The following is a 12,538-nucleotide window of genomic DNA, read 5'->3' on the forward strand; positions in this document are numbered from 1 at the left end:
CATGGTTGAAGAAACACTTGTACTGATCAAGCCGGACGGCGTCGCACGCAACCTCACCGGGGAGATCCTCCGCCGCATCGAGGCGAAGGGGTACTCGCTCGTCGACATCCGCCTGGTCCAGCCGGAACGATCCGTTCTCGCCGAGCACTACGCCGAGCACGAGGGCAAGCCGTTCTACGAACCACTCGTCGAGTTCATGCTTTCCGGTCCGATCGTCGCCATCCGTGTCGCTGGGAACCGTGTCATCGAAGGATTCCGGATGCTCGCGGGCACCACCGACCCGACGCTCGCGGCCCCGGGGACCATCCGCGGCGACCTCGGCCGGGACTGGGGCCTGAAGGTTCAGCAGAACCTCGTCCACGGCTCAGATAGCCCGGAGTCCGCCGCGCGCGAGCTCGACCTCTGGTTCTCGTAGCTTCGTCGTTGCTGCCGGGGCGGCAGCGCCGCTGAGGGGGCCGGAATCGTCGCGCGGGGGCGCCCCGCACGACACTTCGGGACCCCTCGGCTGGCGAACAGCCCGATGGAACCGTCACCGTTCAGAGGGTTCAGAGGGTGCCGAGCACGTCCAGGCGCAACTGCGCCACAACCGCGATCAGGATGTAGCAGGAGAGCGTGATCAGCACGATCCAGCCCGAGAGTGCGCGCGCGCCACGCTGAACGGCAGCGGGAGCGGGAACGGCCCCGTCGGCGACATTCCGGAGGGTCACCGCCCAGAACACGGGGATCGTCACCGCCCAGGTCACCATGCACCATGGGCACAGCGTGCCCAGAACGAAGATGCTCTCGGTGATAAGCCACACCACGAGAACCAACGCCGCGGTCACCCCGAGCTGGAACAGCAGCCAGAACCAGCGGTCGAACCTCGCGCCGGCGACGAGAGCCGCTCCGACCACGATCGGCGCGACCCAGCCGGTGAGGCCGAGGAGAGGGTTTGGGAAGCCCAAAAGCGACCCCTGCCATGACTCGAGGTTGGCACTGCACTGCAGGAGCACGCTGACGTCGCAGGACAAAACGGTATCAGGCGACTGGAGCAGCGCGAACTTCTCGACGGTGAGGGCGAAGGCGGCGATCCAGCCGACGACTCCGGCGATCACGAGAAAAATCGCGAAACCGAATGGGCGTCTCGCGTTTCCGGGGGAGTTCACCCTCGGATTATGACACGCAGGGATGCCGCCTTCCCCGCGTCGACGCACGGTGACGGCCCGGGCCGTGCGATAATGGCTTGACGAGGACAGGGCCGCGCCCTGGACCCGTACAACAGAAGGCTTATCGGGATTGCGATCGTAACGAAACGGTCGAAGCCCGGTGTTTGATCAAACAGTATTTCATCGGTCACCACGACCGACACAGAAGGTGCGTGACTAGAGCCAGAGGGCCGGTCGCTCACATACAGGATTTGCGGGGGGAACGCGCAAGCGGCTTCCCGCTCGAGATTTCCCGCAAGGGCGGCGCGGTCGCCCCGCCGGATGAGGAGTACACCAGTAATGGTGAATGAAAATTCAGACAGCAACCCGAACCCGCTGAACGACGAGATCGGCCAGCGGTCCGCCGGGACGGAAACGTCAGGGCCGGTGGAGTCGAGCGCCGAAACCGCACGTGAGACGCCCATCGAGGCGAACGCTGAGGGTTCCTCAGCGGACGAGCCAGCGGACGAGCCGGCCGCGGAAGCGGCGCCGTCGGCACCGGTCTTCACCGGTTCGCCAACGACCGCGCTTTTCTTCCAGGCGCCGGATGTCAAGCCGCTCCCTCCCCGTGCGCGGAACGACGACGATGACGACGATGAGGACGACGACGACGACGAGCCGTCGACCGTCCGCCGCCGTGCGCGTCGCCGTTCGAACGACGACCGCCGTTCGAACTCCAACGACCCGGCGAACACCGTGGTCAAGGTGCGTCAGCCGCGTGAAACCCGTGAGGCGCGTGAAGCCGAGCTGATCACCGAACCTCAGCGGATCAAGGGTTCCACCCGTCTCGAGGCCAAGAAGCAGCGCCGACGCGATGGCCGGGATGCCGGTCGTCGCCGCCCCGTCGTCACCGAAGCCGAGTTCCTTGCGCGGCGCGAGTCCGTCGACCGCAAGATGGTCGTCCGCTCGAAGAACGGCCGTATCCAGATCGGCGTCCTGGAGGACGGCGTGCTCGTCGAGCACTATGTGGCCCGCAACCAGGAAGCATCCCTCATCGGGAACGTCTACCTCGGTCGAGTTCAGAACGTGCTTCCAAGCATGGAAGCAGCCTTCGTCGACATCGGCCGCGGTCGCAACGCCGTGCTGTACTCCGGCGAGGTCGACTGGGACGGTGTCGAAACCGGCAACCAGCCTCGTCGCATCGAACTCGCCCTCAAACCCGGCGACCGGGTGCTCGTGCAGGTCACGAAAGACCCGATCGGTCACAAGGGCGCACGCCTCACCAGCCAGGTCTCGCTCCCTGGCCGCTACCTCGTCTACGTGCCGAACGGTTCGATGAGCGGCATCTCGCGCAAACTGCCCGACACCGAGCGTGCCCGGCTGAAGAAGATCCTCAAGGACGTCCTTCCCGACAACGTGGGCGTCATCGTGCGCACCGCAGCCGAAGGCGCCACCGAAGAGCAGCTCACCCTCGACGTCAACCGGCTCATCAGTCAGTGGGCCGAGATCTCGAGGCAGATGGAGAGCGTCCAGGCGCCGGCCCTTCTGCACAGCGAACCCGACCTTCTGATCAAGATCGTCCGTGACGTCTTCAACGAGGATTTCCAGAAGATGCTCATCGCAGGTGACGACGCCCAGGAGGTCATTGAGAGCTACCTTCGCGGAGTCGCCCCAGACCTCCTCGAGCGCGTCGAGCGCTACGAGGGAGCGAAGGACGCCTTCGACGAGTACCGGATCACGGAGCAGATCGAGAAGGCGCTCGACCGCAAGGTCTGGCTCCCGTCGGGTGGTTCGCTCGTCATCGACCGCACCGAGGCGATGACCGTCGTCGACGTCAACACCGGAAAGTTCGTCGGCTCCGGGGGAAACCTCGAAGAGACCGTCACCAAGAACAACCTGGAATCGGCCGAGGAGATCGTCCGCCAGCTCCGGCTCCGCGACATCGGCGGGATCATCGTCGTCGACTTCATCGACATGGTCCTCGAGTCGAACCGCGACCTCGTGCTGCGCCGGCTGATCGAGTGCCTCAGCCGTGACCGCACCAAGCACCAGGTCGCCGAGGTGACCTCGCTTGGGCTGGTCCAGATGACGAGGAAGAAGCTCGGACTCGGCCTTCTCGAGTCCTTCAGCGAGCCGTGCGAGGTCTGTGCCGGTCGCGGCGTGGTCATCCACCACGACCCCATCGTCAAGCACCGCCAGAGCCCCCAGCCCGAGACCAAGCGTCGCGGCAAAGGGTCAGGGAACGACTCGAGAAACTCCTCGAACGGCGGCAACGGCAACGGGAACGGTTCCAACGCCGGCAGCGCACCGAAGGTGCCCACCCACGCCATTACCGACGACGCCAAGAACGCACTGGCGAAGATCGCCGCATCCACCATCGCCCACCACAGCGAGGAGGAGACACCAACCGAAGTCCCGGCAGCGCAGGCGCCCGAACGACGCAACGAGTCGCGCAACGAGCGACGGAACGATCGCCGCAAGTCACAGCAGCGCCACCAGCCCGAAGCCGAGCAGGCCGCATCGCCCGCCCTGGACACCGCCCCTGAGACGACTCCGGAGACGGATGCCCCCGCACTCGCCATCCTGGACATTCCGATCGAACCGGCTCGCCAGCCACAGCGCGTCAACGCCCGTGCGGCTGAGGACCTCCTCGGCTCAGTGCTCGACGCGTTGCCTGAACCCAAGCAGCCGGGCAAGGGCCGAGCCCGTCGCCGCCGTGTGACCACTGCCGCCCTCACCGGCACACCCGTGGTGCACGACGCCGACACCGCACACTCCACAGGCGAGTAGGCAACCCTTAGGAACGGCGGCCGCTCCCGGCAGGGGGCAGCCGCCGTTCTGCACGCTCACGGGCGGTGATCCGCAGGCCGCTGCCGATCAGCCGCCGCACGAGTTCGTGTCCATCGACGGGCACGGCGCCAGCCAGAACCAGGTCATCGTACGTCGAGGCCGGCACGTCGTAGTGGTCAAGGTCGAACCCGCGACGCGGAATGTCGTTCTCGCGGGCGAAGCTGTGCAACTCATCGAGCGAAACGTCGCTGATCAGGTGGCTCCACAGCGTGTCGTGAGCAGGCCAACGTGGTGGATCGATGAGGATGGCCATGGGAGAATTCTAGGAACGCGCGACACGGCATCCGTTGCATTTGTGGGATTGGGTGGGATGAAGTAAAGTTTCCTGTTGGCGCACGTTGGCTTATCACCCGTTTGCCCATGGTTTTCTGTCAGCTTGACCTCCCTTCCCGCTGGGGTCTACCGCACAGTGAATTTTCCTTTGACAGATTGAGCTCGCAAGCGTGCAGCTCCACAGAGAAGTAGGTACGAGAAGTGGTTTACGCAGTAGTGCGCGCCGGTGGTCGGCAGGAAAAGGTAGAGGTCGGCACCATCGTGACGATGGACCGGGTCAAGAACATCAAGGACGGCAAGGTCGAACTGGCTGCCGTTCTGCTGGTCGACGGTGACAACATCACCACCGACCAGGAGTCGCTTGCCAAGGTCAAGGTCACGGCCGAGTTCGTCGAGAACCTTCGCGGCCCCAAGATCCACATCCAGAAGTTCAAGAACAAGACCGGTTACAAGAAGCGTCAGGGGCACCGCCAGGAGCTCACCCGCGTCAAAATCACCGGCATCAAGTAGAGCCTGAGGGAGAACAGACATGGCACACAAAAAGGGCGCGAGTTCCACTCGCAACGGTCGCGACTCGAACGCACAGCGCCTCGGCGTCAAGCGCTTCGGTGGTCAGGTCGTCTCTGCCGGCGAAATCATCGTCCGCCAGCGCGGCACCCACTTCCACCCCGGCGTCAACGTCGGACGTGGCGGCGACGACACCCTGTTCGCGCTCTCGGCCGGTTCGGTTGAGTTCGGCGCCAAGGGCGGCCGCAAGGTCATCAACATCGTGACGGCGGCTGCCGAGTAGGCATCCGTCTGTTTTTCTCAGGGGCGAGCTTCGGCTCGCCCCTGAGTCATTTGACACAGCATTCTTTTGTGAAGCATTAGGTTTATTTGGAGGGCTCTCGTGGCCACATTCGTTGATCAGGTCACACTGCACCTGCGTGCTGGAAACGGCGGTAACGGATGCGTGTCTGTACGTCGAGAGAAGTTCAAGCCCCTTGCCGGGCCTGACGGTGGCAACGGCGGCAACGGCGGCGACATCGTCCTCGTCTCCGACCCCCAGGTGACGACCCTCCTGAGCTACCACCGTTCGCCTCACCGCAGATCCGAAAACGGCGGCCCAGGCATGGGCGACCACCGCAGCGGAACCACCGGTGAAGAACTCGAACTGCCCGTCCCGGTCGGGACCGTCGTCAAGGACGCCGACGGCAACGAACTCATCGACTTCGACGAACCCGGGATGCGTTACGTCGTCGCGCAAGCGGGCCAGGGCGGTCTCGGAAACGCTGCCCTTTCGACCACGAAACGCAAAGCCCCAGGCTTCGCGCTGCTCGGAACCTTCGGCTGGGAAGGCGACGTCACCCTTGAACTCAAGGTCGTCGCGGATGTCGCCCTCGTCGGCTACCCCTCTGCCGGGAAATCGAGCCTCATCGCCGCGATGTCAGCCGCGAAGCCGAAGATCGCCGACTACCCGTTCACGACGCTGCACCCCAACCTCGGCGTGGTTCAGGCCGGCGAGAATCGGTACACCGTCGCCGACGTTCCTGGGCTCATCGAAGGCGCCAGCGAGGGCAAGGGGCTGGGTCTCGAGTTCCTGCGGCACGTCGAGCGGTGCTCGGCGCTCGTCCACGTGCTGGACTGCGCCACTCTCGAACCCGGCCGTGACCCGGTCAGCGACCTCGACATCATCCTCGGTGAGCTCGGTGCGTACCCGGTCCCGGAAGGGCAGCTGCCGCTGCTTGAGCGTCCACAGTTCATCGCGCTGAACAAGATCGACGTGCCAGAGGGACGCGAGCTCGCCGACATGGTGAAGCCCGACCTCGAGGCTCGCGGCTACCGCGTGTTCGAGATCTCCACGGTCAGCCACGAGGGCCTCCGCCAGCTCTCCTACGCCCTCGGTGACCTCGTCGCCTCCGAGCGTGAAGCACGCCGGATCGAAGCAGCCGAGAAGCCGCGCATCGTCATCCGCCCGAAGGCGGTCGACGAGTCGAAGTTCTCCGTTGTGGTTGAAGGCGGAAGCTACGGCGACATTTACCGGGTTCTCGGCGCCAAGCCGGAACGCTGGGTACAGCAGACCGACTTCACCAACGACGAAGCGGTGGGCTTCCTCGCCGACCGGCTCGCGAAGCTTGGCGTCGAGGACGGCCTGTTCAAGGCCGGCGCTGTGGGTGGTTCCACGGTCATCATCGGCAAGGGCGACGGGGTCATCTTCGACTGGGAGCCGACCCTTACGTCCTCCGCCGAGATGATTACCACGCCTCGCGGACTCGACGCTCGACTCGACGCCAACAACCGCCCGACTCGCAACCAGCGCCGCGAAGAGTACTTCGAGCGGATGGACGCGAAGAGCGCTGCCCGTGCCGAACTCCTCCGGGAGAAGGAATCAGGCATGTGGACGGAGCAGTACGAAGCCGACGAGCAGGCTGCGGCCGCTGCGGCGAAAGAGCAGGCGACAGCCGCATCCGGCGCTGACGAGGGCAAGTAGAACATGGCGATAACCGGCCGTGACGGCATCCGTTCAGCACGCCGCGTCGTCGTCAAGGTGGGCTCGTCATCGATCAGCGGAAAGAACGCCGGTCAGATCGCTCACCTTGTCGACGCTCTCGCGGAGGCCCACGGCCGCGGTACCCAGATCATTCTCGTCTCCTCTGGTGCGATCGCGATCGGGATGCCGTTCCTCGAGCTCACGTCACGGCCAACGGACCTCGCCACCCAGCAGGCGGCTGCGGCCGTCGGCCAGAACGTGCTCATCTACCGCTACCAGGACAGCCTGGACCGTTACGACATCGTCGCCGGGCAGGTGCTCCTCACCGCCGGCGACCTCGAGATCGACGCACACCGCAGCAACGCGCAGCGTGCGATGGAACGACTGCTCGCCCTGCGTATCTTGCCGATTGTCAACGAGAACGACACCGTCGCGACCCATGAGATCCGGTTCGGCGACAACGACAGGCTCGCCGCGCTGGTCTCGATCCTCGTCGAAGCAGACGCGCTTGTGCTTCTCAGCGACGTCGATGCGCTGTACACCAGGCCGCCATCTGAGCCCGGTGCCGAACCGATCGCCACTGTGCCAGCGGGCGACCGGCTCAGCGGTGTCACGTTCGGTGACATCGGTGCAGCGGGCGTCGGCACCGGGGGAGCGTCGACCAAGGTCTCGGCGGCACGGCTCGCGGCTGAGGCCGGCGCGGGTGTGCTCATCACCTCGACAGCCAGGGTCGCTGAGGCCCTCAACGGTGACGACATCGGAACCTGGTTCGAACCGACCCCTCGCCGCTGAGGTCCGCCCGTGTGTGCTGGACTGGCTAAAATCGCAGTATGACTACAACGACTGAGGCCGCTCCGGTGAACGCAACGCCGGCGAATCCGGCAGACGGCGTACACGACCGGTTGGAACGGGCGCGGGTGGCTTCCCGTGCCCTTGCGACTACGAACGGCGACGTCAAGAACCGCGCGCTCGAGTCCCTCGCCGTCGGCGTCGTCGACGCGACTGCCCGCATCCTCGCCGCCAACGCCGCCGACCTCGCGAACGGGGAGCGGTCGGGGCTCGCCTCCGGGCTCATCGACCGGCTGCGCCTCGACGAGAGCCGGGTGGCCGCTCTCGCCTCCGCCGTGCGGGAGATCGCCGCTCTCACCGACCCGGTCGGTCAGACCCTCCGCGGCTCACGCCTGCCCAACGGGGTGAAGATCGACCAGGTGCGGGTGCCGTTCGGTGTCGTCGGTGCCATCTACGAAGCACGACCCAACGTCACGATCGACATCGCCGCGCTCGCGCTGAAGAGCGGCAACGCCGTCGTCCTTCGCGGTGGTTCCGCCGCCGAGAACACGAACCGGGAACTCGTCTCCGTGATCCGGGATGCCCTCACCTCTGCCGGGCTGCCGGCGGATGCCGTGCAGACCGTTGACGACTTCGGTCGCGACGGCGCCACCCAGCTCATGCAGGCCAGAGGCCTCGTCGACGTGCTCGTGCCACGGGGGAGCGCATCCCTCATTCAGGCGGTCGTCACCGAGTCGCGGGTACCCGTGATCGAGACCGGAGCCGGCGTCGTCCACATCTACCTCGACGAATCCGCCAGGCTCGACTGGGCAACCCAAATCGTCCACAACGCCAAAGTCCAGCGGCCGAGCGTCTGCAACGCCGTTGAAACCCTGCTCGTGCATCGGGCGGCCGCCGAGCGGCTGCTGCCGTCCGTGCTTTCCCGGCTGACGGCATCCGGGGTCACCATCCACGCCGATGAAGCCGTCGCCGCACTGTTCCCCGACACCGTGCCAGCTACTGACGAGGACTGGGGGACCGAGCACATGAGCCTGGATATCTCGGTGCGCGTCGTCGACGATCTCGATGAGGCGCTCGCCCACATCCGTCAACACTCGACTGGTCACACCGAGTCCATCCTGACCGAGGATGTCGCAGCCGCGGAGCGCTTCCTCGCCGAGGTCGACTCCGCGGTGGTCATGGTCAACGCCTCAACCCGCTTCACCGACGGCGGCGAGTTCGGTTTCGGCGCCGAGGTCGGCATTTCTACCCAGAAGTTGCATGCGAGGGGCCCGATGGGGGTCACCGAGCTGACCAGCACCAAGTGGACCGTCCGGGGTACCGGCCAGGTGCGCGCTTAGTCGGTAGACTGGTTCGCGCGCCGACGCGCGCAGAGAACCGAATGGAGTACACATGTCGTTTGCGACAATCCTGATCGCCGAGGCAGTCGGGCACACAGAATTGCCGATGCCGGCTATCATGTACGGCGTCATCGCGCTCATCGTCTTCCTCTTTCTGGGCGTCGCAACCTTCAGCTACCGGGATGTCGCCAACCGCCACGGCGGTCGTGTCGCGGCTCGGGAACGCACCGGGTCAAGCCAGGGAACCGGCCACTAGCCGGTAATGGCAGACCTGCCACGTCCACCTCGGGTCGGGGTGATGGGCGGAACATTCGATCCCATCCACAACGGGCACCTTGTGGCAGCCAGCGAAGTGGCTCAGTCATTCGATCTGGATGAAGTCATCTTCGTGCCGACCGGCCGACCGTGGCACAAGAACGTGGTCACCCCTGCTGAGCACCGCTACCTCATGACCGTCGTTGCGACGGCATCGAATCCGCGGTTCACCGTGAGCCGGGTCGACGTCGACCGGGAGGGTACGACCTATACGATCGACACGTTGCGCGACCTGCACGAGGCTCGACCGACCGCGGAGCTCTTCTTCATCTCCGGTGCAGACGCTATCGAGCAGATCCTCAGCTGGAAAGACGCCGATGAACTCTGGTCTCTGGCCCATTTCGTGGCTGTGAGTCGACCGGGACACACCCTGAACATTTCGGGATTGCCGCAGCAGGACGTAAGCTTGTTGGAAGTTCCGGCTCTGGCGATATCCTCCACTGACTGTCGGAGCCGGGTGAGCCGGGGATTCCCGGTCTGGTATTTGGTTCCCGACGGTGTCGTTCAGTACATCACCAAACACCACCTATATCGGAGTAATGCATGACCCCGCTGCCCGACGAGCAACCGCTCTCTCGTCGCCAGCTGCGAGAGCAGCAGCGAACGACCGAGACCATCAGTACCCCTATCGAGCCGCGCTCCCGGCGCGTATCGACGTCATCCGTCACTGGCGGAGACATCCCCGAGGTGCACTCCCCGCCGGAACCTGAGCTTTCCACCGAAGAAGTGGCCGAGCTGGAAGCAGCGGAGGCCGCAGGTCGCCCGCTCTCCCGCAGGCAGGCCAGAGATCTCGAGCGCGTGCGCACAGCGGCGCTGAGGGTCATGCGGTCGGGCGCACAGCAGTCCGGGACTGCCGAGAACGAGAGCGTCGTCCGGGAGCACACCGTCGCTGACGCTGGAACGGCAGAGGCCCCGGCAGGCGACGCAACGGCGACGCCGGTGAAGCCGGGTTCGAAGAAGGCCAAGCGTGCCCAGGCCGCTGCAAACCGTCTCACGTCGTTCGTGCCGTCCTCCGCTCCAGTCGCCGAGGCCGACGTGGTGGACGCCGAGATTCTCCCGGACGACGCCGGCGACTCCGGATCCCGAGTAGAGCGTCGCGCCGCGACACAGACGGAGTCCGCTTTCGGCCCGGCAGCGACAGCTCAGACCGCTCACGACAACGCAACGCCGAAACTGTCCAGCAGCTTCGGCCAGGCCGTGCTGACAGGCGAGAACGGCAAATCCGCGACGGTGGAGCAGCCGTTCGACCAAATCATTGCGCGCGGGCTCGAAGAGGCCGGCAACGGTGTCAACACCAGCTCCATCATCCTGCCGTCGATGCCGAACGCGCACCCGCTCACTGGCCCGCTTTCCGCGAACGGCAACGTGGTCATCACCGGATCCATCGACCTTCCCTCTGGGCTTGGGTCTTCGGGAATGCACCCTGACCATTTCGATCGTTCAGACATCGACGCCATGTTCGACGCCGAAGACGATGCTCGACCGGCGACGGGCGGAACTCCTGTCTCGGCGAGCAAGGCCGTGAGCACTCACACGGCGACCCGGGATGTCATCACGCCGCCGACACCCGCACGCAGCAACAGGCTGCTTCTCATCCTGGCTATCACGGCCGGCGTTCTCGCCGTCGCAGTGCTGGCCGTCATCATCGTCGGTATCGCGGCCGGCGCATTCCAGTCGCGATAACCACCCGAAAGGTAAACCATCACGTGACAGCACGCGAATCCACCATCGAGCAGCTCGAGATCGCTGCCGCGGCAGCACTCAGCAAGGGCGCCGACGACCTGGTCGCTCTCGACGTCTCCGGCCCCCTTCCCTTCGTCGACATCTTCCTCATCGCCACCGGGCGTAGCGAGCGCAATGTCGTTGCCGTCGCCGGTGAGATCGAAGACAAACTCATCGAAGCCGGATACAAGACCCTGCGTCGTGAAGGCCGTTCGGAAGGACGCTGGATCCTCCTCGACTTCGGCGACCTCGTCGTGCATGTCTTTCACGAGGAAGAGCGCCTGTACTACTCGCTCGAGCGCCTCTGGAAGGACTGCCCCGTCGTCCCGATCGCCGTGGCGGCTGCCGCGTCGACGGATTAGAGCTATGGCTCGCCGGTCGACGTCTCGATTCGTGACCCGGCGAGTTTTGTAGTAATCTAATCAGGTTGCTCCGAGCGATCAGAGCAACCGAATGGGTCTGTGGCGCAGCTGGTAGCGCACCTGCATGGCATGCAGGGGGTCAGGGGTTCGAATCCCCTCAGATCCACCAAACCCCTGATGAACGCCAAGTTCTCAGGGGTTTTTTTCGTTCTAAAAGCCCTTTAGGGGCCCTTTGGGGCCTTTTTGGGGCCTTTTTGAAATCGCCCCGCGATCCACAGCAATCCACACCGGATCAGGTCGGACAGCGAAGAACCAGGGTTTGTGCCGCACTCATAAGGAGTATGAGCACATCATCCGTTCCGACCACGTACCCGCCCGCGCGCTTTATCGAAAGCCTCGGGGACTATCTCACCGTCGACGAGCTTGCGGAGTATCTGCAGCTGTCGAAAGAGACGATCTACCACTGGCGTCTCGAGGGCACCGGCCCGAAGGCGACCAAGCTTGGCAAGCACCTGCGCTACAGCCGAGCGAACGTCGAGGCCTGGCTGATGTCCCGAACGGACAGACGGTGACCAGGTCGACTGTGCCGCGCTCCTCGGACTGAGGACGATCCAATGGCACGAAGCAAGATAGAGCCGGGCTCGCACGGCGAGATTACCTTCCAAAACTTGCCTGACGGTCGCGTCCGTGGCACGTTGCGCTACCGGCGAATCGATGGCGGATATGGCAAGGTCCGCGTGCGGGCGAACTCAACCGCGGCGGCACGGCGTTCGCTGCTGTCGTCGGTCGAGGAACAGAAGCAGGCCCCGCTCGGCCGACTTGACGAACTCACTCCCGACTCCTCGTTCCTGACCCTGGCCCGCGAGTTCATGGATCATGTCGAGTTCACTGGGGATCAGCGAGACACGACCCGCCATGAAAACCGCGCGCTCATCGAGAAGAAGATAGCGCCCTACATGGGTGCCCTCGCGATCCGCGAGATCAAGGCCAGCACAGTACTCCGGGTGTATAAGGCGATCCATAAGGAGACCCCAAGTACGGCCCGGAACGTCAAAGCGCTCGTCAGCCAGATCTGTTCTTACGCCGTTATGAAAGAATTGATGGTTGCCAACCCCGCCCGTGAGGTGAAGCGAGTCAAGCAACAGCCCAAGCCCATCTACGCGCCGGCCCCACTGGAGCTCGACGAACTGCGTGGGATCATCCGGGACTACCAATGCCGTACGGACCGAAAGGGGCCGAGGCCGTCCGACCTTCTCGGCGACGTCGTCGATTTGATCCTCGCGACCGGTGCCC

Annotated in this window: 15 protein-coding genes and 1 tRNA gene; 14 read left to right on the plus strand and 2 right to left on the minus strand. The window is 64.8% G+C overall.

Translation table 11 applies throughout. The features are described from left to right. Position 1 precedes the first annotated feature (1 nt). Complete coding sequence (gene ndk, locus JWP90_RS07115) at positions 2-415, plus strand: nucleoside-diphosphate kinase (protein WP_297361691.1); 414 nt, start codon at positions 2-4, stop codon at positions 413-415. A gap of 130 nt (positions 416-545) precedes the next feature. Here the strand turns inward: ndk and JWP90_RS07120 are convergent, their stop codons facing one another. Then, a complete protein-coding gene (locus JWP90_RS07120) occupies positions 546-1,145 on the minus strand; it encodes a vitamin K epoxide reductase family protein (RefSeq protein ID WP_297361694.1) in 600 nt (199 codons plus the stop codon). A 339-nt stretch (positions 1,146-1,484) separates the two neighbouring features. Between JWP90_RS07120 and JWP90_RS07125 the strand changes: the two genes are divergently transcribed. Continuing rightward, positions 1,485-3,914, plus strand: coding sequence for an Rne/Rng family ribonuclease (locus tag JWP90_RS07125; protein ID WP_367182684.1), 2,430 nt, complete (start codon positions 1,485-1,487; stop codon positions 3,912-3,914). 7 nt (positions 3,915-3,921) lie between these two features. On the opposite strand, the gene JWP90_RS07130 is transcribed toward JWP90_RS07125, so the two are convergent. Beyond that, complete coding sequence (locus JWP90_RS07130) at positions 3,922-4,227, minus strand: DUF4031 domain-containing protein (protein ID WP_297361697.1); 306 nt, start codon at positions 4,225-4,227, stop codon at positions 3,922-3,924. Positions 4,228-4,448: 221 nt separating this feature from the next. Here JWP90_RS07130 and rplU point away from each other — a divergent pair, with 221 nt between their 5' ends. From rplU to JWP90_RS07190, 12 genes are all read left to right on the plus strand, one after another. Continuing rightward, complete coding sequence (gene rplU, locus JWP90_RS07135; protein WP_297361700.1) at positions 4,449-4,757, plus strand: 50S ribosomal protein L21; 309 nt, start codon at positions 4,449-4,451, stop codon at positions 4,755-4,757. A gap of 19 nt (positions 4,758-4,776) precedes the next feature. Further along, positions 4,777-5,037, plus strand: coding sequence for a 50S ribosomal protein L27 (rpmA, locus tag JWP90_RS07140; protein ID WP_121672712.1), 261 nt, complete (start codon positions 4,777-4,779; stop codon positions 5,035-5,037). Positions 5,038-5,136: 99 nt separating this feature from the next. After that, positions 5,137-6,717 (plus strand): GTPase ObgE, encoded by a 1,581-nt coding sequence (obgE, locus tag JWP90_RS07145; RefSeq protein WP_297361707.1) that lies wholly within the window; start codon positions 5,137-5,139, stop codon positions 6,715-6,717. Positions 6,718-6,720: 3 nt separating this feature from the next. Further along, positions 6,721-7,509, plus strand: a complete 789-nt coding sequence (gene proB / locus JWP90_RS07150; RefSeq protein WP_297361710.1) for a glutamate 5-kinase — start codon at positions 6,721-6,723, stop codon at positions 7,507-7,509. Between the two features lie 38 nt (positions 7,510-7,547). After that, entirely contained in the window at positions 7,548-8,846 is a 1,299-nt protein-coding gene (locus JWP90_RS07155) for a glutamate-5-semialdehyde dehydrogenase (RefSeq protein WP_297361714.1), read from the plus strand. Positions 8,847-8,898: 52 nt separating this feature from the next. Beyond that, entirely contained in the window at positions 8,899-9,102 is a 204-nt protein-coding gene (locus JWP90_RS07160; RefSeq protein WP_297361717.1) for a hypothetical protein, read from the plus strand. Between the two features lie 6 nt (positions 9,103-9,108). Further along, on the plus strand, positions 9,109-9,708 hold the full coding sequence (gene nadD, locus JWP90_RS07165; RefSeq protein WP_297361720.1) for a nicotinate-nucleotide adenylyltransferase: 600 nt from the start codon (positions 9,109-9,111) through the stop codon (positions 9,706-9,708). Continuing rightward, on the plus strand, positions 9,705-10,844 hold the full coding sequence (locus JWP90_RS07170) for a hypothetical protein (protein ID WP_297361723.1): 1,140 nt from the start codon (positions 9,705-9,707) through the stop codon (positions 10,842-10,844). The genes nadD and JWP90_RS07170 overlap by 4 nt, the downstream gene beginning before the upstream one ends. A 23-nt stretch (positions 10,845-10,867) precedes the next feature. Then, positions 10,868-11,245: a ribosome silencing factor gene (rsfS, locus tag JWP90_RS07175; RefSeq protein WP_297361726.1), complete on the plus strand. Its 378-nt coding sequence runs from the start codon at positions 10,868-10,870 to the stop codon at positions 11,243-11,245. 93 nt (positions 11,246-11,338) lie between these two features. Beyond that, positions 11,339-11,414 (plus strand) — tRNA-Ala (locus JWP90_RS07180). 172 nt (positions 11,415-11,586) lie between these two features. Then, complete coding sequence (locus JWP90_RS07185; protein ID WP_297361729.1) at positions 11,587-11,817, plus strand: helix-turn-helix domain-containing protein; 231 nt, start codon at positions 11,587-11,589, stop codon at positions 11,815-11,817. Positions 11,818-11,859: 42 nt separating this feature from the next. Continuing rightward, positions 11,860-12,538 (plus strand): hypothetical protein (locus JWP90_RS07190; protein ID WP_297361732.1); only part of this gene is annotated, 679 nt, incomplete at its 3' end.

The sequence above is a fragment of the Mycetocola sp. genome (assembly GCF_025464835.1).
Lineage (GTDB): Bacteria > Actinomycetota > Actinomycetes > Actinomycetales > Microbacteriaceae > Mycetocola_A.